The organism is Nonomuraea muscovyensis (genome assembly GCF_014207745.1).
In the GTDB taxonomy this organism is placed as follows: domain Bacteria; phylum Actinomycetota; class Actinomycetes; order Streptosporangiales; family Streptosporangiaceae; genus Nonomuraea; species Nonomuraea muscovyensis.
Genome location: NZ_JACHJB010000002.1, coordinates 3,128,771 through 3,152,607 on the forward strand (window position 1 = coordinate 3,128,771; position 23,837 = coordinate 3,152,607).

The following is a 23,837-nucleotide window of genomic DNA, read 5'->3' on the forward strand; positions in this document are numbered from 1 at the left end:
GATCCATATGCGAGCTTCGCAGGCGGATGCCAGCATCGTCGAGGACCTGGGAGGTGGAATGGCGTGAGTGAGGGTGCGGTTCGGCCGAACGAAACCACTGTGCCACTGATGCCGTGCGCGTCAGTGGAGCAGACCTTGGCGTTCTATGAGTCACTGGGGTTCGAGGCCACTTACAAACAGAGCAGACCCTATGTCTACCTGGCGCTGCAGTGGAGCGGAATCCACCTGCACTTCGGCCCGGCGCCCAAGGGGCTGGATCCGACCCGGGAGGAGTCCGGAGGCTGCCTGGTCATGGTCGACGCCGTCGCGCCGTACCACGCGGCGTTCGTCGCGGCGATGCGCCGGGTCCACGGGAAGGTGCTGAGTTCGGGCCTTCCGCGGATCACCCGCTACCGGCCCGGCGCTTCCCGGTTCACGCTGATCGATCCGTCCGGGAACTCGATCATATTCATCCAGCGCGACGAGCCGGCCGAGCTGGAGTACGGGGGCTCGAAGAAGCTGACGGGCCTGGCCAGGGCACTCGACAACGTCCGGATTCTGCGCGAGTTCAAGAACGACGATCTGCAGGCTTTCCGTGCGCTCAAGTCGGCGATGCGCAGGCACGGTGCGGACGCCCCGGTGGTCGAGCGGGGCCTTGCCCTGTGCCAGCTCATCGACCTCGCCATGGTCCTCGGCGAGCCCACCGATCCGTGGGCCGCCGATTTGCGCGGTCTGGAGCTCACCGCTGACGACAGGCAGCGCATCGAATCGGAACTCGGGCATCTCGCCGGACTCCAGGAATGGCTTGCCTGAAGCGGGCAGTACCAGATCCGCACGCCGAGGAGATCCACTGGGCGCTGCCGTAACCCGAGGGTGAAGTCTTGAAGCGCTCCCCGCGGATGAATCCGGGGGATTCCAGCCGTCCCAACCGTGCGGCCACGCGCATGGTCGCGACGCTGTCGCTTGGCGATTCACCTTCCGGCCCCGCTCCCACGGGTTTCCACGCCCCAGCCCGCACACCCGGTCCGGGCCGCACGAACTCCGCCCTCCCGGCGGTGAGCAGAAACTGCCTCGGCCTCCCCCGCAAGCTTGGATATCACTCACGTGTTCGACCACGACCCCCATACCGGCGCCGGGCGCGCTACCGCAGTCCATTCCCGTCAATGCACGCTCACCCACCGGTCACCCCCCGGCGGGCACTCCGCGCCGGGCTTACCCCCATGGCTCCGGCGCGAAGGCTCCGGCCTCGCGCGCCACTGCGGGAGCAGTCCGTGGGTCAGGGCGTCCGCCACCGCCGCCGAGGCCACAGCTCGGGCCAGGCCGTGGCCTCGGCGGCGGAGTGCGGTGAGGACGGACAGGTGAGCCGCTGGCCCCGGCCACAGGCGGTAGCCGGCGGTGGCGATGACCTGGTCGCCGTCACGGATGACGAACGCCTCGGATTGCACGTCGGCCAGCGCGCTCTCGTCGGCTCCGGCCGGTGGCGCTGTTTGGAGGAGTGCACGCAGGTCCGCGTGGTTCTTCGCTGGTCGTGTCCTTGATTCTGGTCAGGCGGCTGCGCGTTCCTCAGTGGGCCATTCGGCGTCCTCGGCCTCACTCTCGTTGTCGTCCGCGCCGAGGATGCGCACGGCGGCGCCGCTGCCGGAGGCGCCCCTTCTCGTCTTGGTGGTGCTCTGCCGGGTGCTGGACGCCTTGGGGGCTGGGGCCGCGGCCTCGCGCGAAGTCGTGGCCTCGTCCGGCGTTATGACCGCCTGTGAGGTTGTGGCCGCCTGCGGGGGCGTCGCCGTGTGCATAGGTGTGGCCTCGCACGGGGGTGCGGCCGCGTGCGGGGGCGTTGCCGTGTGCATAGGTGTGGCCTCGTGCAGAGGTGTGGACGCGTGCGGAGGTGCGGACGCGTGCGGGGGTGCGGACGCGTGCGGGGGTGCGGCCGAAGGGGAGAGCGGCGGGCGCTCGGACAGCGGTTGGGGGGAGCCAGAGGGCCTGCCGCCCATGGCCCAGTCTTCGGTTTCGGCGTCGAGCCGGTCGCGCATCTCCCTGCTTACCGTCGCCCCGTTGCCGCCCCGGTCGGGCTTGGCGAAGACGCCGGTGCCCCAGCGCAGGTCGTGGCCGACCGCGCTGGCCTCCACCTCGGGCATGAAGCGCCGGTCGCCCTCAGCGCCGAACTCGCGGATGCGCAGCTTGCCCGACACCACCACGGGATGGCCCATCTTGATCGACTGGGCCACGTTGTCACCGAGCGCCCGCCAGCAGCGCACCGCGAAACACACCTTCTCGCCGTCGGTCCACTGCCCTGTCTTCCTGTCGAAATAGCGGTGAGCCGTCAACACCCGCAGGGAGGTCACCCTCGCGCCGTCCTCGAACGTGTGTTGGCGGGGCTCTGCTGCGACGTTGCCGGTGAGCGTGATGTAGATGTCGTTCATCCGTTGCCTCCCATGCGCGGCGGGCGGGATGCCCGCGACCTGGGACCACGGTGCCGTAGGGGGTGCGGGTGCGGGCGGGGCGAACGGCGTTCTGTGGACAGGAGGGGATGGGGGGCGCAGGGTTGTGGACAGGGCGGGCGGGTGGGCAGGCCAGCCACGGCTCAACCGGCGTGCTGTGACTGCTTGCGGTGGGACGGCGGCTGATGGCTGGGGTGCCGGTGATGGTGCAGCGGTGCTTGCGCTGGCGTGCGAGTGCCCCGCAACGGGGGTACCCGGGTACGGGTCCCGGACGCGGGTCCCGCACCCGGGTACGAATCCCAGGCGCGGATCCCAGGCGCGGATCCCAGGCGCGGATCCTGAACGCGGGGTGCCCGGGTGCCCAGGTGGTGTTGGGGGCTGGCCTGGTGGCGTGGATTGCGGTGGGGTGCCGGGATCAGGATGCCGGCAGTGCCAGGGCCGGCGGTTGTGGCGGGGCGGGGAGTTGTGGCGGGGCTCTCGGTTGCGCTGTGAGCGTGGGAGGTGGGTCGCGGGCGTGGGGACGGGCGTATGACTCGCCGGACTCGCCGGGAGGACGGGGTCGGGTGCTGGGTCAGCCGGCCAGGGCTCTCATGGCTGTGTAGAAGGTGTGGTGACGCACCAGCTCGCGTTCCACCGGCTCCACCACCGTCGTCTCGGCGATGGCGGACACCCGGCGGCGCATCTCCCGCTCGAGGCGTTCGCGTTCCTTCGAGGCGCCCAGTTCGACGAAGTTGCGGGCGGCGATGCCCGACAACGCGCCCAGGCCCAGCACGGAGGCCATCATGAGCCCCACCCACGGCAGCGCCGCCGTGTCGCCGAGCAACTGGATGCCGAGCGGCGCCTGCCCTGCGGACAGCAGCCCCGTCACCAGCCACGCCGCGCCCAGCACGAACCCCGCCACCAGGGTGTACTGCCACATCTTGAGCAGTCGCCACCACACCGGGACCCGGTCGAGCCGGGGAGCGACCTCGGAGAGGTCGTCGGTGAGCGCTTTGGGCAGTTTGGCCGCCTGGGAGCGGGCCGCGTGGTTGAGGGAGGAGCGCCAGACCGGGTGCATCTCGGACGACAGGCCGTCGGCGAGCGCCTGGACCGCGTTGACGACCTCGGCGGACTGGGCGCTCACGGTGCCCGAGGCGATGCCGCGGATCTCGTCGGCGACGTCCTGCAGGCGCAGCGCCTTGAGGGGGTTCGGGCGGAGTTTGGAGATCCAGCGCGGGTACGGCCAGCCGACCCAGCTCATGGACCGTTCGGCGTAGACGTTCTCCATCGCCTCGCCCACGGCGGGCACGCCGACGGCGTCGCACAGCGCGTCGGTGAGCCCCAGCCTGCGGGCGTCGTCGACCGTCGAAGGGGCGGACAGCGCCTCCCCCACGGGCATCGTCTGGGCGATGCGCTGCTCCAGCCGGTGGAGGTCGGCCTCCAGCTTCTGGATGGCGGCCCTGCGCCGCGAGACCGCCGCCGCGATCACGCTCTTGAGACTGTCGACGCCCCGCCCCGTGATCGCCGAGGTGGGCACCACGCTCGGGTGTTCGACGCCTTCGCGCCGGAGCAGGTCGTTGAGGTCGATGACCAGCTCGGCGAGCTCCTCGGCGCTCAGCCGGTCGGCCTGGTTCAGGGCGAACACCGTCACCGCGTCGTGCCCCGCCAGCTCCGTGACGTAGCGGCGGTGGGTGGAGGCGTCGGCGTACTTCTGCGGGTCGAGCACCCACACCACCAGGTCGGCCACGCCGATGAGCCGGTCGGCCTCGCTGTCGGTGAGCGCCCGGATCGAGTCGTGGTCGGGCAGGTCGAGCAGGATCAACCCGTGGAGCTGGGACTCGCCCTTGTCGAGCGCGCTGGACCGGGAGAAGCGGTGACGCCACTGGATCTGCAGCCAGTCGAGCAGCGGCGTCGCGCCCTCCAGCCCCCACACGCAGGCGTGGGTGCGGGCCGTGGTGGGCCGGCGCACGCCCGTGGGCGACAGCTCCAGCCCGGACAGGGCGTTGAACAGCGACGACTTGCCGCTGCCCGTGCCACCCGCGAGGGCGACCACGGTGTGTTCGGACGACAGCTTGAGTCGCTCGCCGGCGCGGGTGAGGAGCGTGCTCGCCTCGGCGAGGAGCTTGGGTTCGAGCCGTCCCGGCCCCAGTTCCACGATCTTGGTGAGGGCGGTGAGCCGTGTCGCGAGGCTCGGCCTCGCCGCAACGGTGGTCATCGAGCCACCTCAAGGTTGTACGTGGCCTGGTACAGGCGCGTCGCGATGGACTCGTCGGGAATGCCCACGGAGTCGAGTACGTGCGCGTAACGCATGGATTCCTCGTCGAACAGCATGCCGATCCTGGCTCGCAGGTCGCTGAGCGCCTTGGCGCCGATGCCCCGCAGCGACTCCGCGCCGAGCAGCGCGGTGACCAGCCGGTGCTGGAGACCCTCCACGGGTCCGCTGAACATCGCGACCATGAAGATCAGGGAGAGCGAGTCGGCGTCGAACGACAACAGCTTCGACACCGACCGCTTGGCCACGCCGTCGGTGCGCACCATCTCGGTGACGTGCTCCTGCCAGGCGGCGATGGCCCGGCTCGCGTGCCGTACGAGATCGTCGGAAGGGCGGTCGAGCTCCTCGGCGAGCTTGGCGCCGAGCGGTGAGCGGTGCCGCCAGCGGGCGGCCACCTCCTCCGCGGCGCGGTTGGCGCCGGCGACGATCACCGACTCCAGCCCGGCGCGCAGCGCCGTCCTGAACGCCATGATCCGCTCGGGTGCCTGGCCGGCCGACCTGCCGCGTTTACGCAGGTGAAGGGTGCGCAGCAGGTCGCCGGACCCGGCGAAGTCCTGCCAGCGGGCAAGCACCTCGCCGTGGATGAGGGTGCCGCCGCGGAACGCCTTGTCGATCTCCGAGAGGGCGTTGCGATAGGAGGCCTCCACGTCGGCGCGCAGCTCTCCGCGGAAGGTGACCTGCACCTCCATGTGCTTTGCCAGCGCGGGAACGCGGGTGCGGAAGCTGTTGAGCACGCCGTTCAGTGTCTCGCGTACGGCCTGCTCCCGGCGTTCCTCGTCCACCGACAGCTCGGCCAGCCACAGGCGCAGGTCGGTGACCTCGTTGTCGGGCAGGCGGCCGTCGAGGACCTTGGACTCGTGGATGACGAACCGGTCGATCTCTCCCAGGCCGTACTCGGTGAGCATGCGGACGAAGTGCTTCAGGACCACCTCGCGCGCCCTCGGCTGCACCCGGGACAGCACGATGGCGAGCCGGGCGCCGCGTTCCTTGGCGAGCCTGAGGAGGTTCCAGGCGGGGGCGTCGGCGTAGCGGGCGGCCGTGGTGACGAACACCCACAGGTCGGCCGCGTCGAGCATGCGCTGGGCGATCTCGTGGTGCTCCTCGACGACCGAGTCGATGTCGGGGGTGTCGAGCAACGCGACGCCCTGGGGAAGCTTCTCGGTCGGGACCACGATGAGGCTGTCGAGCCCCGCGCCCGGCTGGGGCGTGTCGATGCGCCGCAGCCCGGACAGCAACTCTCCCTCGGCGAACCAGGTGCGGTCGTCGGGGTGGCAGGCCAGGACCGGGACGCCCGTGGTGGGCCGCCGCACTCCGGTGCGGGAGACGTTCCGCTCGGCCAGCGAGTTGACCAGCGTGGACTTGCCCGCGCCGGTCGAGCCGGCGACGACGATGAGGGCGGGCGCGGTGCTGGTGCGCACTCGCGGCAGTACGTAGTCCTGGAGCTGGGCCAGCAGGTCGGCCTGCACCTGCCGCGCCTCCTCGGCGCCCGGCAGGTCGAGACCGAACCGCACCTCGGACACGCTGGAGCGGAGGGTGTCGAGGGCGGCGGTGAGCGCGGCGACGGTCTCAGGGGGCAGGCCCTCGCCTCCCCGGCGCCGCGGCGGCTCGGCGGGGGCTTCCGATCGGGGGGATTCGGCGTGGTCGCCGGACGTGTCACCCAGCGGCGCCACCTGGTCGCCGGGCTCGCCCTCGTCCTCTCGCTCCTCGTGGTCACGGAAGTCCGCGCCGTCCCCGTGGTCACGGGAGTTCGCGCCGTCTTCATGGTCGCGGGACTCGGGCTGGTCCTCGTGGTCGCGGGACTCGGGCTGGTCCTCGTGGTCGCGGGACTCGGGCTGGTCCTCGTGGTCGCGGGACTCGGGGTGGTCCTCGTGGTGCGCCTGGTCGGCGGGCTCGCCGGGCTCTTCGAGGTCCGGCTCCGGAGCGTCCGTCGCCTCGGGTGCCGTCGGGCCGCTCCGCGTCTCCTCCGTCACCGACTCGGCGCGGCCGGGCTCGGCTCGGCCGGGCTCCTCGTCGCTGGGCTCCTCGCGGGTGAGCACTCCGTGGGCGGGCTCGTCGTACGAGGTGTGATCGCTGATGGGGCGGTCCTCGCCCGCGGCGGGGCCGGGAGCGGCGGCGGTCTCGCCCGGTGAGAGGGCGTCGCCCGGTGCGGAAGCACGGTCCGGAACGGGGGCATCGTCCAGGACCGGGGCATCGTGCTGCACGGGGGCGGCGTCATGGGCGGGCTCGGGACGGTCGTCGTCCGGCGAGGGCTCGTCCGAGGCTTCTGGGGCACGGTCGTCACCGGGCGCAGGCTCTTCAGGGCCGGCGAAGCCGTCGGAAACGGGCTGGTCGGAGGTGTCGGAGTCATCCGGGGCGGGCTCGGCCTGGTCGGCGGCGTCATGGAGAGGGGCCTGCCGGGCTACGGGTTCGTCCGTGTGACCGGCCTCGTCCTCGGGAGCGAGCTCTTCGTCGCCGGGGGCCTCGGCCTGTGTGGACGTGTCCGGGTGAGGCACCTCACCCTGTGCGGCCTGTCTGGACGTGTCCAGGTGAGGCGCCTCGCCTGGTGCGGCCTCGTCGTGCGGCGCAGGTCCGGCCTGCCGGGAGGGCTCGTCGGTCGGTGCGGGTACGTCTTCGTCAGCCGGTGCGTCTTCGCCGGCGGGTTCGCGCTGTGGTACGGGCCCGTCCGCGCGTGACGGCGCGACCCTCGGCGCGAAGGCGTCGAACGCGGGACGAGGCGGCTCGGCAGGGCTGTCGTCGCTGATCGCGCGGAAGTTGAGTGTTTGCTCCCCCGGCGACTCCGGACGCCCGTCGTCCATGGCCGTGTTCATGGCAAGCGCTCCGCTCGAACCATCTCGACCTCCTGGCCGACCCTGACGACGTCGCCGACGATGATGATCGCCGGCGGCCGTATCCCCGCCGCGGACACGCGGTCGGCGACGGTGGAAAGCGGAGCGACGACCGCCCGCTGGGTCGGAAGGGTACCGTCCTGGACGACCATTACGGGAGTCTCCGGCGGACGTCCGTCTCGAAGGAGCGCTTCGGCGACCTTCGCCAGCCGCTCGACGCCCATGAGGAGCACCAGGGTGCCCTGCGAGCGGGCCATGGCGGGCCAGTCGACCGTGGACTGCGGGTCGTCGGGCGCCACGTGGACCGAAACCACGTGGAACTCCTGGCTGACACCCCGGTGCGTGACGGGGACACCGGCCGAGGCGGGCACCGCCACGGCGCTGGTGATGCCGGGCACGACCAGCACGGGGATGCCGGCACGGGCGCAGGCGATCATCTCCTCGCCGCCCCGGCCGAACACGAACGGGTCGCCGCCCTTGAGCCGGACCACGAACTTGCCCTGCCTGGCCCGGTCGACGAGCACCTCGTTGATGACCTCCTGGGCCAGCGCCCTGCCGTAGGGGACCTTGGCGGCGTCGATGAGCTCGACGTCGGGGGCCAGCTCGTCGAGGAGGGCCCGGGGTGCGAGCCGGTCGGCGACCACCACGTCAGCCTGGGCGAGGAGCTGTCGGCCGCGCACGGTGATCAGGCCGGGATCGCCGGGGCCCCCACCGACGAGGGCCACGCCGACCGGCTTGGTGCGGCTGCGCCGGGCGTCGACCGTGCCGTCGCGCAGCGCGCCCACCACGGCGTCCCTGATGCCGGCCGCCCGGCGCGGATCGCCTCCGGCGGTGACCGCCACGGTGATCTCGTCGACCTTGCCGGAGGCGGGCGTCCAGGCGGCGGAGGCGTCCTTGTCGTCGGCGCGTACGCACCAGATGTGCTTGGCCTCGGCCTCGGCGGCGACGGCGGTGTTGACGGAACGCTCGTCGGTGCAGGCCTGGACGAGCCAGGCGCCGTCGCAGTCGCCCACCTCGTAGTGCCTGGAGTGCCAGGTGATCCGGCCGGCGGCGATCAGATCGTCGAGGGCGGGGGTGACGCTCGGCGACACCAGGGTGACCATCGCGCCCGCCTCGAGCAGGGCGGGCACCCGCCGCTGCGCGACACGGCCGCCTCCCACGACGAGGACCCGGCGACCGGAAAGCCGCAGGCCGAGGAGGTAGGGGCCCATGGTGGGAATCTCCCGTTCGCGAAGGTTGGGTGTGTCAGGAGGTAAACCTATCGGGTCTTCGTAGGGCGTTTGCTTCGCACAGGTCAACACCCGGCGACAAGGGCCGGAGGGATCCAGCGGGCCCGCCTCCGTCATTCTCAGGGCGTCTGGCCAGCGCTGACAGCGCCTCAAGGATAACCCGGCCGCGGGGCCGTCCGACGTGCCGCGGGTGCCGGCCCGGCTGCCGAGGCGGCCGGGCCGCTGCGCGGCGGGCGGGGCGGGGTCAGGCCGGTGTGGCCCCATGCCTTCCATGGTGTGGTCACGCCGGTGCGGCCGCGTGCCTTCCATGGTGTGGTCACGCCGGTGCGGCCGCGTGCCTTTCCGGGCGGGGTCACGCCTGCTTCTCGGACACGCCTGCCGAGTCGAAGGTGGCGACGTCGTGCATCACCCGTACGGCGGCGCAGACGAGGGGGTGGGCGAGCAGGCCGCCGGTGCCTTCGCCGAGCCGGAGCTCCAGGTCCACGAGCGGGCGCAGGCCGAGGGCGGCGAGCGCGACGGCGTGACCTGGTTCGGCGGAGCGGTGCCCCGCGATGCAGTGGTCGACGGCGGCGGGGTCGAGCGCGGTGGCGACCAGGGCCGCCGCGCCCGCGATGACACCGTCGAGGATGACCGGCACCCGGCAGGCCGCGCCACCCAGGACGAAGCCGGCGATGGCCGCGTGCTCGAAGCCGCCGACGGCGGCCAGGACGCGCAGCGCGTCGCTGGGCTGGGAGCCGACGGTGGCCGCGTCGTTGACCTCGATCGCCCGGCGGACGACGGCCACCTTGCGCGCGTGGGTCTCGTCGTCGATCCCGGTGCCGCGACCGGTCACCTCGGCCGGGTCGTGGCCGGTGAAGGCCGCGATGAGGGCGGCGGAGGCGGTGGTGTTGGCGATGCCCATGTCACCGGTGATCAGGCACCGGGCGCCGCCCTGGACCAGGCCGCGGGCCACCGAGATGCCGGCCTCCAGCGCCTGTACGGCCTGGTCGACGCTCATCGCGGGCCCCACGGACAGGTCGGCCGTGCCGTATGCGATCTTGTGCTTGAGCAGGGAGGGAGCATCGGGCAGGTCGGCGGCGACGCCGACGTCCACGACGGTCACCGACGCGCCGGACTGGGCCGCGAAGGCGTTGGCCACGGCCCCGCCCGCCAGAAAGTTGGCGACCATCTGGACCGTGACCTCCTGGGGCCACGGGCTGACGCCCTGGGCGTGCACCCCGTGGTCGGCCGCGAAGATGGCCAGCGCGGCGGGGGCCGGCATGGGCGGCGGGCTGGTGCCGGCCGCGCCCGCGAGCCGTATCGCGACCTCCTCCAGAGCGCCGAGCGAGCCGCGCGGCTTCGTGAGGCGGTCCTGGTGCGTGCGGGCGTCCGCGAGGGCGCGCGGGTCGGCGGGGCGGATCTCGGCGAGCGTCTCGGCGAGCACGGCGTACCTCCACGGACGAATCACGGACGAATCACGGACGGGCGACGGGCGTTCACGGGCGGGACAACGGACGGGCGACGGGCGGTTCACGGGCGGGCGACGGGCGGATCGCGGCAGAACAGGGCGGGTCGGCAGTGGGCCGGGACGGCCCACGGAGGGAGCATGCCAGGCCGCGACCGGCTCAGGGGACCAGTTGGAGTGCTTCCTCGTAACGGTCGATCACGACGTCGGCCAGGGTCTCGCAGTCGCCGATCACCTCGGCGCACCGGATGTCCAGCTCGGGGTGCCCGGCGCCGTACGCCAGCGCCTGCGCCCACACCCGTTCGAGCATGCCTCCCGCGAACAGCAGGTAGGGGACCACGATGACGCGCTTGGCCCCGAGCCGGCGGCAGCGTTCGAGCCCGCCGGGCACCCCGGGCGGGGTGACGGACACGAACGCCGTCTCGACGGTCATGAAGTCGTACGCGTGCGTCTCCCAGAACAGCCGGGACACGCGGTGGATCTCGGCGTTGGCCGACGGGTCGGTGGAGCCCTCGCCGACCAGCACGACGGCGGTCTCCCCCGGCTCGATGTGGCCGGGATGCAGGTCGGCGATGCCCGCCTCGACGGCGCGCAGCCGGGGCCGGCCGCCGACCAGCTCCAGCGGGCGCAGCCGGGGCATCTCGGTGGCGGCGTCGTTGAGCCGCTCGGCCAGCAGGGCGAGGACGCGAGGGTCCGGCCCGAGGTGCCGGCCGTAGTCGTACATCAGCGTGGGGTGGCGCTGCTGCTCGCGTTCCATGGCGGCGGGGTACTCCTCGCCGACCCGGTTGAGGCTCAGGGGGAGCGCGACGAGACGGTGGTGTCCTCGGGCCACCAGGGAGGCGACGGAGTCGCTCAACCGCGGCGTCGCCCTTTCGAGGTAGCCGCCGGACACGTCGGCGGCCTTCTGGTCGAGCCGGCAGCGGAGCCGGTGGACGAACCTGCCGAACTCCGCCGAGTCCGCGTCATCGTTCGAGCCCTGCCCGATCAGCAGGAGCGGCGGCTTCATCGAGACTTACTCCGGTGGTAGACAAAGACACGCGAGGATATCCGATGCGTGGCGGTGAGGGACAGGTCACGCTGGGTGCGCCGGCACCGCGTGGACGACGAAGACGGGGTCGGAGGCGGCCAGCCCGTGCGAGCCGTCGGGTCGCACGGTCAGCCGGGAGGCGAGGATCTGGGTGCCCTCCGCCCGGTAGCCGTGCTCGCGCAGCCGGTCGAGCACGGCGGGCACCCGTTCCAGGGTCTTGACCACGCAGACCAGCGAGCGGGGACGGCGGGCGGCGCAGGCCACGATCACGTCGGGGCCGCCGCCGCCGACGAAGACGGCGTCGGGGTCGGGCAGGGGTTCGAGGGCGGGCGGGGCCTGGCCACGGGTGAGCGCGACCTTGACGCCGTGGTCGAGGACGGCGGCGCGGATCCGGGCGCAGGAGTGCGCGTCGCGCTCGACGGCGATGACGGCGGCGCCGAGGCGGGCGCACTCGACGGCGATCTCACCGGAGCCGGAGCCGACGTCCCACACCAGGTCGCCGAGCCGCGGCCCGAGCTTGGCCAGGACGTACGCCCTGACCTCCGGCGGGATGCGCCCGCCGAACGGCAGCGCCCACTCGGCCGGGCCGGGTCGCGCACCCGCGACCCAGCCCGGCGGCGCGCCCTTGTGCAGCGGGTCGACGACGAGCACGACGTCGGGGTCCTTCCACGGGCGCGTGGTCGCCTCGCCCATGCGGCTGTGGGTGACGCGCTGGTCGGGACCGCCGAGGTCCTCGCAGACGATGAGCGCGCGCGGGGTGGTGGGGGCCAGCTCGCGGGCGATCTCGGCCGGCCCGACCCCGGGGGTGACGAGCAGCGCGACCTTGGGGTGCGCGCGGCAGGCGTTGACGACCCGGCTGAGCTGGTGCGGCCCGGAGGGGGCGACGACGAGGGCGTCCTCCCAGTTGAGCCCGGCGCAGGCGAAGGCGCGGGTGACCAGCGACGTGGCGGGCAGCACCTCCGGGCGCAGGCCGTGGGCGCGCAGCTCGCGTACCACGCCGAAGAAGCCGGGATCGCCCTCGGCGACCACGACGACGGGGCCTTCGCCGTGTTCGGCGTGGCGGTCGAGGGTGTCGAGCAGCGTCTCGTCACCGGTGGTCGCTGCGGTGAGCCTGAGCCGGCCGACGACGGCGTCGGGTCCCACGACGAGCGCCGCCTCGCGCAACCGGTCGATCGCCCCGGCCGACAGCTCCGATCCGTCCCAGCCGACCACCGTGATCATGACGCCTCACCGCCTTCACCACCAAGAGTGACCGTTTCCGGGGCGTTTCACCAGACGTGCCGGAGCTACACCAGGTCACCGGGGACGAGGCTGTAGACGACGAGGTCCTCTCCGCGCAGGGCGTTGCGCGCGACGCCCTCGCGGGTGAAGCCGGCCTTCTCGGCGACGCGCTGCGAGGCCGGGTTGGAGACGGCGGCCCGCAGCAGCAGGCGCTGGAACACCAACGTGCCGAACAGCCATCGCGCGACGGCGAGCACTGCCTCTCCCGCATAGCCGCGGCCGCGCGCCCACGGCGCGGTCATGTAGCCGACCTCGGCGGTGCGGTTGACCCAGTCGATGTCGCGCAGGTCCACGTTCAGCGCGAACCGCCCGCCGGCGCACTCCACGCCGGCCCACGCGATGCCCTGCCCCCGGACGCGCATCAGCTCGGCGGCGGCGACGAAGGACCGGGCGTGGTCCTCGGTGTAGCCGCGCGGCACTCCGGTGTGGGCCTGCGTGACGGGGTCGGCGGCGGTGGCGGCCAGGTCGGGCACGTCCCGCTCGGTGAGGGGCCTCAGCAGCAGCCGGTCACCGCGCAGCTCGACGGGGGGCAGGCTGTCGGCCGGGGCGCGGTCGTCGCCGCGCAGCAGGCCGAACATGACCAGGTCGTGCGGCCCGTCGGCCTCCAGGCTGGCCTGGCGCAGCACGCCTTCCCAGGTGAAGCCGGCCTTCTGGGCGACGCGGAGGGAGGCGAGGTTGTCGAGGTTGGCGGTCAGGTCGATCCGGCGCAGGTCGGTGGCGGCGAAGACCCAGTCGGTCAGGCCGCGCACGGCCTCGGTGGCGTAGCCGCGGCCGCGGTGGAGGGGGTGCACGCCGTAGCCGACCTCGGTGGTGCCGGCGCCCCAGGAGGTCTTGAAGAGGCTGATGGCGCCGACGATGAGGCCGTCGGCGTCGGTCATCGCCAGGTGCACGCCCTGACCGGAGCGCTGCAGGTCGTGGACGCCGGTGGACAGCCAGGCGGGCACGCCCGCCACGTGGGTGGGGGCGCCGGGGGGCAGGAAGGCGGTGCCCGACCCGACGATGGACCTGACCCGCGCCTCATCATCCGGGCGGAAGGGACGAAGCAGGAGCCGTCCAGTGATGACCGTCACATCGGGATCGAACACGTCGGCAGCGTACACAGCGGCGATGTTTGCCGGGAAAAGCGGGGGTAGGTGCGCGAAGGAGAGGAGTGACAACGATGGATCGAGGAAGCGCCAAGCACACCCGTCGCGTCGACGAGCAGCAGAAGCACGAGACCGAGGGGATGGTCCGCGGCGGCGGCCCGACCCACGTGGAGGAGTGGAAGGAGCCGGAACCCATGCCCGTCCCCGGGGAGGAGGACACTCCCCGCACCTACGCCCCCGGGCACGAGCCGGGCACCCCGGAGGGGATCACCCAGCAGGGTGTGGACCGCCGCAGCGAGCTGGCCAAGTGGCTCAGTGACGCCGACTTCCCGGCCTCCGGGCAGGACCTGCTGCGCCACGTGGAACGCTCCGCTACGCCCGACCCCATCGTGGACCTGGTCCGTTCGCTGCCCGGCGGGCGCTTCGCCAACGTGGCGGCGGTGGCCGAGGCGCTGGGCCTGGGCAAGGAGAGGCGGAGGTGGTGACTTGTGCGGCTCGACTTCATCAGGCCGCTGTACGAACGCCGCGGGCCGTACGCGTCGGTCTATCTGGGCGCGCTGATCGACCAGGACCGGGAGATCCGCTGGCGCAGCATCCGTGACCGGCTGAGCGACGACGCCGATCGCGCGACGGTCGAGGCCCTGCGGGAGTGGGCCACGCGGCCGGCGGCGGGCCGGGCGCTGTTCGCCACGCACGGGGACGTGGTGCTCGCGGAGGAGTTCCCGGGGCCGCCGGCGGAGGAGCTGGCGGTGTGGGCGCCGCTGCCGCACGTGACGCCCATGCTGATGCGGCGCGGGGAGAACGTGCCGCACCTGCGGGTCATCGTGGACCACGCGGGCGCGGAGCTGACCGTCTTCGGCGGCGGCTCGCCGCGGACGTCCACGGTGCAGGCCGAGTCGTGGCCGCTGCAGAAGACCGCGCAGGGCGGCTGGTCGCAGCGGCGTTACGAGAGCGCCGTGGAGGAGACCTGGGAGAGGAACGCCACCCTCGTCGCCGAGGAGATCGACGACCAGGTGCGGCGGCTCGGCGCCGAGCTGGTCATCGTGGCCGGTGAGCCGAAGTCGCGCTCGCTGCTCTGCGACCACCTCGGCACCAAGGCCGCCGACCGGGTGATGATGGTGGAGCACGGCAGCCGTTCCGACCACGGGGGGTTCGAACGGGACGTGGAACGCGCGCTCGACGAGTGGCTGGACGGCCGGCGTGCCGAGCTGCTCGACCGGCACCGCGAGGCGGCCGGCCCCGTCGGGCTGGGGCCGGTGTTCCACGCGCTGCGCGAGGGCCGGGTGCACGCCGTGCTCTCGCCCGGTGAGCTGCCCGAGCCGGTGTGGATCGGCGAGGGCGGCACCCAGCTCGCGACAGACGCCGAGGAGCTGCGCCGGTGGGGCGTGGAGGAGCCGGTCCAGGACCAAGCCGACTCCGCGCTGGCCAGGGCGGCGGCGATGACCGACGCGGAGCTGTGGTTCACCGGCCAGGTCCCGGACGTGGCGGCCGTCATCAGGTACTGATGATCACTTCGAGGGTGCGGGGGCCGTGGACGCCCTCGACCCTGTTGAGCTCGATGTCGCTGGTCGCGGAGGGGCCGCTGATCCAGGTGAGGGGACGGGCCGGGTCGAGCCTGGCGACCGCCTCCGGCACCCCTCCGACGACCTGGTCGGCGCGCACCACGCACAGGTGGTAGTCGGGCACCAGCGTCTGCTCGCGGGTGCCCTGGCCGGGGCCGGTGTCGAGGACGATCGTGCCGGTCTCGGCGATCGCCACCGCGCACCCGGTGAGCACCCCGTCCGCCGAGCGCGGGTCCACGCCGGGGGCGGGGGCCGCCCACTCGGCGGGCAGCCCGTCGGGGACGATCATGCTGCGGCCGGCCACCAGCTCGGCCACCTTGGCGGGCACGCCGGCGGCGGGCAGCACGTGCACGATGGCCCGGTAGTCGCGCACCCGCTCGGCGAACAGCTCCACCAGGTCGGCCACGTCCGTCGTGGTGCGGTAGCCGCGCGGGATCTCCACCTCGGGGGCGCCCTCGACGGCGCGCCTGATCCGGCCGAGGATCTCCTCGCGCGCGCCGCCTTGTCTCGTGCTCACCCTTCTCGCTCCCACCAGTCTCTGAAGGATTCGTCCGGGATCTCGGGCAGGTCCCGGGTGTCGGTCCACGCCGACAGGGGGCCGGGCAGCCGCTTGGGCACCAGCCGGCGCAGGCGGATCGCCGCGTGCTGGGCCCTGGCCAGCCGGGCCTGGTCGTTGAGTATCCAGCCGGCCACCCGCATGCCGGCTCGCTCGGCCGCCCCGTGGGGCGCCTTGGCGCGCAGGTCCACCAGCACCTCGGGGATGTCGATCGCGACGGGGCACACCTCGTAGCAGGCGCCGCACAGGCTGGAGGCGTACGGCAGGGAGGCGTCGAGCTCGGAGGACATGCCGCGCAGCTGGGGCGTCAGGATGGCGCCGATCGGGCCCGGGTAGACCGAGCCGTAGGCGTGGCCGCCGGTCCGCTCGTAGACGGGGCAGACGTTCAGGCAGGCGGAGCAGCGGATGCAACGCAGCGCCTGGCGGCCCACCTCGTCGGCGAGGACGTCGGTGCGGCCGTTGTCCAGCAGCACCAGGTGGAAGTCCTGGCCCTCGGCGGAGCCGGTCCAGGTGCTCGTGTACGGGTTCATCCGCTCGCCGGTGGAGCTCCTGGGCAGCAACTGCAGGAACACCTCCAGGTCGCGCCAGGTGGGCAGCAGCTTCTCGATGCCGACCACGCTGATCAGGGTCTCGGGCAGCGTCAGGCACATGCGGCCGTTGCCCTCGGACTCCAGCACGACCAGGGTGCCCGTTTCGGCGATCATGAAGTTGGCGCCCGAGACGGCGACCTTGCTGCGCAGGAACCGTTCGCGCAGGTGCAGCCGGGCGGCCTCGGCCAGGGCGGCGGGCTCGTCGGTGAGGCCGGGCGGCGCGTCGCCCATCTTGTCGAGGAAGATCTCGCGGATCTCGGCCCGGTTGCGGTGGATGGCGGGCACCAGGATGTGGCTGGGGAAGTCGTCGCCGAGCTGCACGATCAGCTCGGCCAGGTCCGTCTCGTAGGCGGTGATGCCCTCGGCGGCGAGCGCCTCGTTGAGGCCGATCTCCTGGGTGGCCATCGACTTGACCTTGACGACCTCGGTCTCGCCGGTGGCCTTGACCAGGTCGGCGACGATGCGGTTGGCCTCGGCGGCGTCCCTGGCCCAGTGGACGTGCCCGCCCGCCGCGGTGACGGCCTCCTCCAGTTGGAGGAGGTAGCGGTCGAGGTGGCGGAGGGTCTCGTCCTTGACGGCCTTGCCGGCCGCGCGTAGTTCGTGCCAGTCGGGCAGCTCGTCCACGACCGCCGCGCGCTTGCCGCGGATGGTGTGGGTGGCCTTGCGCAGGTTGTAGCGGAGCTGGGAGTCCTTTACGGCCCGCGCGGCGTTCGTCGGGAAGTCGCCGGGCATGCCGAGGAAGGTGGCGCTCATGACCGGGTTCCCCCGTCCGTGGCGGCCAGGATCTCGGCCAGGTGCATGACCCGGATGCCGGTCTGCTGCCTGCTGAGCGTGCCGCCGATGTGCATGAGGCAGGAGTTGTCGGCCGCGCAGAGCACCTCGGCTCCGGTGTCGAGGACGTTGCGCGCCTTGTCGGCGCCCATCGCGGCGGAGACGGCGGGGTTCTTGACGGCGAACGTGCCGCCGAAGCCGCAGCACTCTTGCGCCCCGGGCAGGGGGACGAGTTCGAGGCCGCGGACCTGCTGCAGCAGGCGGGTGGGCCGGTCGCCGAGGTGGAGCCCGCGCAGCGAGTGGCACGTGGGGTGATATGTCACCCGGTGCGGGAAATATGCGCCGACGTCCTCGACCTTGAGCACGTCCACCAGGAACTCCGACAGCTCGTGGACCCGGGGCGCCACCTCGGCGATGGCCGTCGCGCCCCTGCTCCCGGGCCGGACCAGCTTGGGGTACTGCTCGCGCACCATCGCGGCGCACGATCCCGACGGGGCCACGACGGCGTCATAGCCGGCGAACACCTCGGTGAAGTGGCGCGCGAGCCGTACCCCCTCGTCGCGGTAGCCCGTGTTGACGTGCATCTGCCCGCAGCACGTCTGGGCGGCCGGGAAGTCGACGTCGCAGCCCAGCCTGCGCAGGAGCGACACGACGGCCTTGCCCGTGCCGGGGAAGAGCGTGTCGTTCACGCACGTGATGAACAGGGCGACTCGCACGACTCTCCTTCCGAGAGGTTCTGGCATATGGTCTGACCACAGTATGGTCAGACCATAGCAAACCACCAGAGGGGGACCCTGTTGACCGGCTGGCGGCCCGTCAAGAAGACCCGGACGTTCGAGGACGTCCTGGCTCAGATCGAGCACCGCATCAGCGAGGACGGGCTGACGGCCGGCGACCGGCTGCCGCCCGAGCGGCAGCTCGCCGAGCAGCTCGGCGTGAGCCGCTCGTCGGTCCGCGAGGCCATGCGCGTGCTGGAGACGCTCGGCGTGGTCTCATCGCAGGTGGGACGCGGTCCGGACGCCGGCGCGGTGCTGGTCTCCAGACCCGACAGCGCGCTGACGGACCTGCTGCGGCTGCACCTCGGCCTGGCCGCGCTGGAGCCCCGCGAGGTGATCGACACCCGCCTGATGATCGAACGCTGGGCGGCGGCGCGGGCGGCCACCGGCCGCCCCGACGTCTCCGGGCTGGCCGAGGCCATCGCGGCGATGGACCGGGCGCGCTCCCCCGAGGAGTTCGTGGAGCACGACACGGCCTTCCACTGCGCCCTCGCCGAGGCGTCGGGCAACCGGCTGCTGGCCGCGTTCATGCGCTCGCTGCGCGACTCCCTCGGCAGGTACGCCGTCGAGGCGGTCGTGCGCCTGGGCGACACCTCCGGCCTGCAGGAGGACCACCGGCGCATCCTGCGGGCCGTGCGCGATGGGGACCCCGGCGACGCGATCCGGGCGGTGACCGCCCACCTGGGCCGCGCCTACCCCTCGCTGCTGCCCGACCTGCCGGACTGAAAGCCGGCCCCGGGCCGGCGGGCTGAACGCCGGACCCGCGTCGGCCCTTTTTGCGCCAGCCGGTCAGCCGCCGCGGGTGTCGGCCTCGCGACAGGTGGCGCCCGAGCAGGCGACCATGGCCTGCAGGCGGGCGTCGAGGTCGCGCAGCAGCGCGGGATCGGCGATGCGGATCAGGTTGTGGAGCTGGTAGGGGTCGTTCGTCAGGTCGTAGAGCTGCATCTCGCCCGTGGAGTACTTGACGTAGGTGTGGGTCGCGGTGCGCAGCGCCTGGTAGGGCGGCACGGGCGTCTGCGCGGCCGACGCCTGGCTGGCCGGCCTGGCGAACTCGACGAGCACGTTCTGCCGCCATGGCGCGGGCCGCTGCCCGCGCAGCAGCGGCACCAGCGACCGGCCCTCGGCGAACGGCGCGGCCTGCCCCCCGCCCAGTTCGGCGAACGTGGGCGCGATGTCGACCGTCGAGGCCATGTCGCTGACGACCGAGCCCGGCCGCACGCCCGGCCCGCGCACCACGAACGGCACCTTGATGGCCTCCTCGAAGGGGGTGGTCTTGCCCTGCTTGAGCCGGTGGGTGCCGAGATGGAAGCCGTTGTCGGAGGCGAAGACGACGTAGGTGTCGTTCAGCTTGCCGGTCCTGGCCAGGGTGTCGATCACGGTGCCGACCAGGTCGTCCACGCCGAGCATGGACCGCATCCGGGTGCGGTAGCGCTCGTCGATCCGGGCGATCTGGTCGTCGGTCAGCGGGGGCGTCTCTCGCAGCCAGGCGGGCTCCCCGCTGACGTCGGCCTGGTTGAACGACGGCGTCCGGGGTGCCTCGTCGAGGATGAACTCGTCCATGTGGCGGATCGCCGGGTTGGCCGGGTTGTGCGGGCCGATCGGGGCGAGGTAGAGGAAGAACGGCTCGGTGCTGGTCGTGATGAAGTCGGAGGCCTTGCGGGCGAGCACGTCGGAGAGGTAGTCGTCCTCCGCCCAGCCGTAGTCGACGAGGTTGCCGTTCTCGTTCAGCCGGTAGCCGTACTCGTGGTAGAGCCTGCGCACGGGCACGGCCCAGTCGTTCCAGCCCGGCGGCACGTAGGTCGGGGCGGCGCTGGTGCCGGGATAGTGGTTGAGGTATTTGCCCATCAGGCCGGTGCGGTATCCGGCCTGCTGCATCCACACTCCCAGCGTGGAACGTTCCAGGCCCTGGGTGAAGAAGCGGTCGAAGCCCCCCTCGGGCGCGGTGTTGGTCAGCACGCCGTGGCTGTGCACGTACTGGGAGCGCAGGATCGACGCGCGGGAGGGGCAGCACCAGGAGTTCGTCACGAAGAAGCGGTCGAACGTGGCGCCCTGGCGCACCAGGTGCTGGGTGATGTTGGGGAAGTGATCGAGGTGCCCGCTGTCGAGATCGTCCGCCAGCACCATGATGATGTTGGGCTTGGCCGCGCGGGCCTCCCCTGCGGCCACCGTGGGCTCGGCCGCCGTCAAGAGCAGAGCCACCACGCCGAGAATTCGGCACAGACTTTTGACCACGCGTTTTCATCTCCCCGGAGGATCTTGCATTGACACCCCGGTCCACCGGAGCCGTAATAGAACTAAATTCCGGAGGTTTCCATGAAGCTCGGCCTGAACCTGGGGTATTGGCAGCGGCACGCCGACGACGCCACCGAGACGGTGCTTGCCGCCGAGCGGCTCGGCTACGACTCGGTGTGGACCGCCGAAGCCTACGGCAGCGACGCCTTCACGCCGCTCGCCTGGTACGGCGCCCGGACCTCACGCATCAAGCTCGGCACGTCGGTCGCCCAGCTCTCGGCCCGTACTCCGGCCGCCACCGCGATGACCGCGATGACACTCGACCATCTTACGGGCGGCCGGCTGCTGCTCGGCGTGGGTGCCTCCGGGCCGCAGGTGGTCGAGGGCTGGTACGGCCGGCCGTTCGCCCGACCGCTGGCCAGGACGCGCGAGTACGTCGAGATCATGCGGAAGGTGTGGCGGCGCGAGGAGCCCGTGACCAGCGACGGCCCGCACTACCCGCTCCCCCTGCCCGGCGGACTGGGCAAGCCGCTGAAGCTGATCACCCACCCGCTGCGCCCGGACATCCCCGTCTACCTCGGCGCGGAGGGCCCGAAGAACGTCGCCCTGGCCGCCGAGATCGCCCAGGGCTGGCTGCCGCTGTTCGCCTTCCCCGGCAAGATCGAGGAGATGTACGGCGACGCGCTCGCCGGCAGGGGGCCGGACTTCGACATCGCCGCCATGGTCATGGTCGTCATCTCCGACGACGTCAAAGCCGCGCTGAACGGCGTCAAGATGATGCTCACCCTCTACATCGGCGGCATGGGCGCGCGGCAGCGCAACTTCCACGCCGACATCATCGGCAGGATGGGCTACGCCGAGGCCGCCGAGCGCATCCAGGCGCTCTACCTGGAGGGCCGCAGGGACGAGGCGTTCCACGCCATCCCGGACGAGCTGGCCGACGGCATCTCGCTGGTCGGTCCGCCCGGCCGGATCAAGGAGCGCCTGGAGCTGTGGCGCTCCTCCCCCGTCACGTCCCTGCTCGTCATGGGCCCGCGCGACGAGGAGTCGCTGACGATCGTCCGCGACCTCGTGCTGGGCTGACGGCCGCTAGTCGGGCCGCGGCGCCGGGTCGGCGGTCACCGACCGCAGCAGCGGCCTGCTCAGCGCCCCCGCCCCGACCACCCCGGCGAACCCCGCCACGACGCACGCCCCGAGCGTCACCAGGCCCGACACGTTCACCGACGTGACCATGAAGGGGATCCCGCAGAACGCGCCGACGGCGATCGCGCCGCCGCCCATAACGGTCAGCGGGACGAGCGTCTCGGCCCGGCGGGCCCGGTCGAGCACCTCCAGCGGCGTTCCCGCCAGGCGCAGCAGCCCGTACGTCTGGCGCCGGTCGAGGATCGACGAGGCGGCCGTGATGCCCGCGCTGGCGATGGCCACCAGGAAGGACACCGAGAGCACCACGATGGTGCCCGTGCCGATGTCGGCGAAGATCTGGACGCCGAAGCGCTCCTCGTCGGCCTCCGTCGTCGGCGTGCGGCCGGGCACGAGCCCCGCCAGCGCCGTGCGCGCCCGGTCGAGGACGTCCTCCCCCGCCCCGCCGCCCAGCGCGGCGACCACCGTGTCCTTCACCGGCTCGACCGTGGCGGTCACGCCCGCCGCCTCCAGCCGCTGCCGCGCCTGCTCCGCCACGGCGGCCACCTGACCCGCCGGCGCGGTCACCCGGAGCTGGTCGGCGGCGGCGTCGCTGGTGAACGCGCCGGGGGTCAGCAGGCCCAGGAACCCGGCGACGAACCCCGTCAGGGCGACGCCGCTCACCGTGCGCCAGGCCGAGCGCGGGTCGTCCACCAGCCGCCGGCCGGCCAGCAGCCGGGCCGGCGAGCGCGCCGAGGCGGCGGTGATCCGGCCGATGAGGCCGACCACCCACGGCCCGACCAGGTTGATGCACAGGAACGCCAGCCCGATCACCACCGCGATGATCGCCACGCTGGTGCCCTGGGTGAGCGTGGGCACGACGGCCAGCACCGCGAGCAGCGCGACGACCCTGACCGCGCGCAGGGCGGGCGGGGTCTCCCGCCTGGCCACCCCGAGCGGGCTGACCACGACCCGGCGCAGCCCCGCCACGGCCGACAGGCCCACCAGCAGCGGCACGGCCACGATCGCCCCGGCCAGGACGAGCGGGTGCGGCCACAGGTCGGAGACGAACCACGGGCCGCCCCCGATCTCGATGCGGGCCAGCAGCGGCACGGCCAGCGCGTACGCGGCCGTGCCCGCCAGCGCGCCGGCGAATGCGACGATCACCGCCTCCGCCACGGTCATGCCGACAACCTGGCCCGGCGTCGCGCCGACCAGCCGCAGCGCGGCCAGCCGCTGGTCCCTGCGCGCCACGGTCAGCCGGGCCGCCGCGCCCCCGAAGACCAGCAGCGGCACGACCATGAGCACGCCGGCGATGAGCGCCAGCACCTGGTAGCCCTCCGAGTCCTCGGTGGGCTCCCCGGCGAAGGAATCGATCTTGACCGGGGTGGAGCCGACGATCCAGTCACGCGCGCGCTCGGCCGTCATCGCGGGCGCGTCCGGCCGGTGCCCGACCACGGCGACCAGCTCGTCCGGGTGGACCAGCGCCTCGTCGCCGAGCACGCCGGCCGGCTTCGGATAGCGCCGGGCGAGCTGGTCGGCGGGCAGCCGCGCGGCCAGTTCGGACAGGGCCGGCGAGAGCCACACCTCGCCGGGCGCGGGGAAGCGCGGCATCCCGGGCGGGGCGGGCGCCCCGGGGACGAGGGCGGCCAGGTCGACGACCGTGATCTGCTCGCCGCGCACGTAGTCGTGCCGCCTGGCCTCCACCGCCACGGCCTTGCCCCCCGCGCCCGCCGCGCCCGCCGGCTGGGCCGGCGCCGCGACCGGGTTGCGCCACGCGCTGCGGTCGGCGCGGTCGGCGAAGGCGAAGTTCGCGGCGACCGCGAACAGCAGCAGCGCCGTGGACACCGCGACGGCGCCCAGCGTGAGCCAGGCGCCGAGCATGCCCTTGCGCCCGCCGCCCTTCAGCAGCCGCCAGGTCAGGCCGAGGTTCATGCCGCCATCCCGGCGGTGAGCAGCCGGCCGTCGCGCACCTCGACCATGCGGTCGCACCAGCCGGCCACACCCGGGTCGTGGGTGACCACGATGAGGGAGGCGCCGTTGTGCTTGGTGGCCTCCACGAGCAGCCGCATCGTGTCGTGGCCGGTGCTCTGGTCGAGCGCGCCGGTCGGCTCGTCGGCGAAGACCACGGCGGGCTTGGTCACCAGCGCCCGGGCGATGGCGACCCGCTGCGCCTGGCCGCCGGACAGCTCACCCGGCCGCCTGCCCTCCATTCCGCCGAGGCCGAGCGGGGCGAACCACTCGCGGGCCCGCCGCACCGCCTCGGTCCTGGCGACGCCGCCCAGCATGAGGGGCAGCGCCACGTTCTCCTCGGCGGGCAGCTCCGGCAGGAGCTGGCCGAACTGGAAGACGAAGCCGAACCGGGTGCGGCGCAGGGCGCTGCGCTGGCGCTCGCGCATGGCGTCGATGCGCGCGCCGAGCAGGTGCACCTCACCCGAGTCGGGCTTCATGATGCCGGCCAGGCAGTGGAGCAGTGTGGACTTGCCCGATCCGCTCGGCCCCATGATCGCCACAGCCTCCCCGGCCCGTATGGCGATGTCCACGCCGCCCAGGGCGACCGTCTGCCCGAATCTCTTGGTCAAAGCCCGTCCAGCGAGCACGTCGTTCATGCCGACGAGTCTCGCGGCGAGGGAGCCGGCGGCGGATCGGCCGTGCGTCCGGTTGCGCCTCGTCCG

The 23,837-nt window shown here is 72.9% G+C and carries 21 protein-coding genes; 6 read left to right on the forward strand and 15 right to left on the reverse strand.

Annotated elements, in window-relative coordinates; translation table 11 throughout:
* The first annotated feature begins 99 nt into the window (after positions 1–99).
* Positions 100–792 (forward strand): DUF8817 family protein, encoded by a 693-nt coding sequence (locus tag FHU36_RS31195; RefSeq protein ID WP_512699251.1) that lies wholly within the window; start codon positions 100–102, stop codon positions 790–792.
* A gap of 347 nt (positions 793–1,139) precedes the next feature.
* On the opposite strand, the gene FHU36_RS46955 is transcribed toward FHU36_RS31195, so the two are convergent.
* The 4 genes from FHU36_RS46955 to FHU36_RS31215 all read right to left on the reverse strand — a co-directional run bounded on the left by FHU36_RS46955 (position 1,140) and on the right by FHU36_RS31215 (position 6,866).
* On the reverse strand, positions 1,140–1,424 hold the full coding sequence (locus FHU36_RS46955) for a GNAT family N-acetyltransferase (RefSeq protein WP_221496634.1): 285 nt from the start codon (positions 1,422–1,424) through the stop codon (positions 1,140–1,142).
* A 99-nt stretch (positions 1,425–1,523) separates the two neighbouring features.
* The gene (locus FHU36_RS31205; protein WP_281394362.1) at positions 1,524–2,561 is read right to left on the reverse strand and encodes a single-stranded DNA-binding protein; all 1,038 of its coding nucleotides are present in this window, start codon (positions 2,559–2,561) and stop codon (positions 1,524–1,526) included.
* A 424-nt stretch (positions 2,562–2,985) separates the two neighbouring features.
* Complete coding sequence (locus FHU36_RS31210) at positions 2,986–4,608, reverse strand: GTP-binding protein (protein WP_185087322.1); 1,623 nt, start codon at positions 4,606–4,608, stop codon at positions 2,986–2,988.
* Positions 4,605–6,866: a dynamin family protein gene (locus tag FHU36_RS31215; protein ID WP_312891937.1), complete on the reverse strand. Its 2,262-nt coding sequence runs from the start codon at positions 6,864–6,866 to the stop codon at positions 4,605–4,607. Before FHU36_RS31215 ends, FHU36_RS31210 begins: the two co-directional genes overlap by 4 nt.
* Here FHU36_RS31215 and FHU36_RS45045 point away from each other — a divergent pair.
* Entirely contained in the window at positions 6,858–7,337 is a 480-nt protein-coding gene (locus FHU36_RS45045; protein WP_246502616.1) for a hypothetical protein, read from the forward strand. The genes FHU36_RS31215 and FHU36_RS45045 overlap by 9 nt on opposite strands.
* A gap of 131 nt (positions 7,338–7,468) precedes the next feature.
* On the opposite strand, the gene cobA is transcribed toward FHU36_RS45045, so the two are convergent.
* The 5 genes from cobA to FHU36_RS31240 form a co-directional block, all read right to left on the reverse strand.
* Positions 7,469–8,701 carry a uroporphyrinogen-III C-methyltransferase gene (gene cobA / locus FHU36_RS31220; RefSeq protein WP_185087323.1) on the reverse strand — a complete coding sequence of 411 codons (1,233 nt, stop codon included), beginning with the start codon at positions 8,699–8,701 and terminating at the stop codon, positions 7,469–7,471.
* A 370-nt stretch (positions 8,702–9,071) separates the two neighbouring features.
* Positions 9,072–10,166, reverse strand: coding sequence for a nicotinate-nucleotide--dimethylbenzimidazole phosphoribosyltransferase (gene cobT, locus FHU36_RS31225; RefSeq protein WP_312891938.1), 1,095 nt, complete (start codon positions 10,164–10,166; stop codon positions 9,072–9,074).
* 157 nt (positions 10,167–10,323) lie between these two features.
* Entirely contained in the window at positions 10,324–11,169 is an 846-nt protein-coding gene (locus tag FHU36_RS31230) for a sirohydrochlorin chelatase (protein WP_185087324.1), read from the reverse strand.
* Between the two features lie 66 nt (positions 11,170–11,235).
* On the reverse strand, positions 11,236–12,411 hold the full coding sequence (locus tag FHU36_RS31235; protein WP_185087325.1) for a bifunctional cobalt-precorrin-7 (C(5))-methyltransferase/cobalt-precorrin-6B (C(15))-methyltransferase: 1,176 nt from the start codon (positions 12,409–12,411) through the stop codon (positions 11,236–11,238).
* Between the two features lie 65 nt (positions 12,412–12,476).
* On the reverse strand, positions 12,477–13,556 hold the full coding sequence (locus tag FHU36_RS31240; protein ID WP_185087326.1) for a GNAT family N-acetyltransferase: 1,080 nt from the start codon (positions 13,554–13,556) through the stop codon (positions 12,477–12,479).
* A 74-nt stretch (positions 13,557–13,630) separates the two neighbouring features.
* On the opposite strand from FHU36_RS31240, the gene FHU36_RS31245 reads away from it, so the two are divergent.
* Both FHU36_RS31245 and FHU36_RS31250 read left to right on the forward strand, forming a co-directional pair.
* Entirely contained in the window at positions 13,631–14,041 is a 411-nt protein-coding gene (locus tag FHU36_RS31245) for a DUF2795 domain-containing protein (RefSeq protein ID WP_185087327.1), read from the forward strand.
* Positions 14,042–14,044: 3 nt separating this feature from the next.
* A complete protein-coding gene (locus tag FHU36_RS31250) occupies positions 14,045–15,061 on the forward strand; it encodes a baeRF2 domain-containing protein (RefSeq protein ID WP_185087328.1) in 1,017 nt (338 codons plus the stop codon).
* On the opposite strand, the gene FHU36_RS31255 is transcribed toward FHU36_RS31250, so the two are convergent.
* Genes FHU36_RS31255 through FHU36_RS31265 form a run of 3 tightly spaced genes read right to left on the reverse strand, consistent with a single transcriptional unit; the run spans position 15,051 to position 17,751 of the window.
* A complete protein-coding gene (locus FHU36_RS31255) occupies positions 15,051–15,635 on the reverse strand; it encodes a LutC/YkgG family protein (protein WP_185087329.1) in 585 nt (194 codons plus the stop codon). The two genes, FHU36_RS31250 and FHU36_RS31255, sit on opposite strands and share 11 nt — an antisense overlap.
* Positions 15,632–17,017 carry a lactate utilization protein B gene (locus FHU36_RS31260; RefSeq protein ID WP_185087330.1) on the reverse strand — a complete coding sequence of 462 codons (1,386 nt, stop codon included), beginning with the start codon at positions 17,015–17,017 and terminating at the stop codon, positions 15,632–15,634. Before FHU36_RS31260 ends, FHU36_RS31255 begins: the two co-directional genes overlap by 4 nt.
* A complete protein-coding gene (locus FHU36_RS31265) occupies positions 17,014–17,751 on the reverse strand; it encodes a (Fe-S)-binding protein (protein ID WP_185087331.1) in 738 nt (245 codons plus the stop codon). The genes FHU36_RS31260 and FHU36_RS31265 overlap by 4 nt, the downstream gene beginning before the upstream one ends.
* Before the next feature lie 81 nt (positions 17,752–17,832).
* Between FHU36_RS31265 and FHU36_RS31270 the strand changes: the two genes are divergently transcribed.
* Positions 17,833–18,537 carry a FadR/GntR family transcriptional regulator gene (locus FHU36_RS31270; protein WP_185087332.1) on the forward strand — a complete coding sequence of 235 codons (705 nt, stop codon included), beginning with the start codon at positions 17,833–17,835 and terminating at the stop codon, positions 18,535–18,537.
* A 63-nt stretch (positions 18,538–18,600) separates the two neighbouring features.
* Here FHU36_RS31270 and FHU36_RS31275 read toward each other — a convergent pair whose 3' ends face one another.
* Complete coding sequence (locus FHU36_RS31275) at positions 18,601–20,010, reverse strand: sulfatase family protein (protein ID WP_312891940.1); 1,410 nt, start codon at positions 20,008–20,010, stop codon at positions 18,601–18,603.
* A 114-nt stretch (positions 20,011–20,124) separates the two neighbouring features.
* Here FHU36_RS31275 and FHU36_RS31280 point away from each other — a divergent pair, with 114 nt between their 5' ends.
* A complete protein-coding gene (locus tag FHU36_RS31280) occupies positions 20,125–21,126 on the forward strand; it encodes an LLM class F420-dependent oxidoreductase (RefSeq protein ID WP_185087334.1) in 1,002 nt (333 codons plus the stop codon).
* 6 nt (positions 21,127–21,132) lie between these two features.
* Here FHU36_RS31280 and FHU36_RS31285 read toward each other — a convergent pair whose 3' ends face one another.
* Both FHU36_RS31285 and FHU36_RS31290 read right to left on the reverse strand, forming a co-directional pair.
* Positions 21,133–23,097: an FtsX-like permease family protein gene (locus FHU36_RS31285; RefSeq protein ID WP_185087335.1), complete on the reverse strand. Its 1,965-nt coding sequence runs from the start codon at positions 23,095–23,097 to the stop codon at positions 21,133–21,135.
* Positions 23,094–23,771 (reverse strand): ABC transporter ATP-binding protein, encoded by a 678-nt coding sequence (locus FHU36_RS31290; RefSeq protein WP_185087336.1) that lies wholly within the window; start codon positions 23,769–23,771, stop codon positions 23,094–23,096. Before FHU36_RS31290 ends, FHU36_RS31285 begins: the two co-directional genes overlap by 4 nt.
* Positions 23,772–23,837: the final 66 nt, after the last annotated feature.

Coding starts and splice junctions, on each gene's coding strand:
- FHU36_RS31210 (WP_185087322.1), bottom strand. CDS start 4,608: ATGACCACCGTTGCGGCGAGGCCGAGCCTCGCGACACGGCTCACCGCC.
- cobA (WP_185087323.1), bottom strand. CDS start 8,701: ATGGGCCCCTACCTCCTCGGCCTGCGGCTTTCCGGTCGCCGGGTCCTC.
- FHU36_RS31230 (WP_185087324.1), bottom strand. CDS start 11,169: ATGAAGCCGCCGCTCCTGCTGATCGGGCAGGGCTCGAACGATGACGCG.
- FHU36_RS31235 (WP_185087325.1), bottom strand. CDS start 12,411: ATGATCACGGTGGTCGGCTGGGACGGATCGGAGCTGTCGGCCGGGGCG.
- FHU36_RS31245 (WP_185087327.1), top strand. CDS start 13,631: ATGGATCGAGGAAGCGCCAAGCACACCCGTCGCGTCGACGAGCAGCAG.
- FHU36_RS31260 (WP_185087330.1), bottom strand. CDS start 17,017: ATGAGCGCCACCTTCCTCGGCATGCCCGGCGACTTCCCGACGAACGCC.
- FHU36_RS31280 (WP_185087334.1), top strand. CDS start 20,125: ATGAAGCTCGGCCTGAACCTGGGGTATTGGCAGCGGCACGCCGACGAC.
- FHU36_RS31285 (WP_185087335.1), bottom strand. CDS start 23,097: ATGAACCTCGGCCTGACCTGGCGGCTGCTGAAGGGCGGCGGGCGCAAG.
- FHU36_RS31290 (WP_185087336.1), bottom strand. CDS start 23,771: ATGAACGACGTGCTCGCTGGACGGGCTTTGACCAAGAGATTCGGGCAG.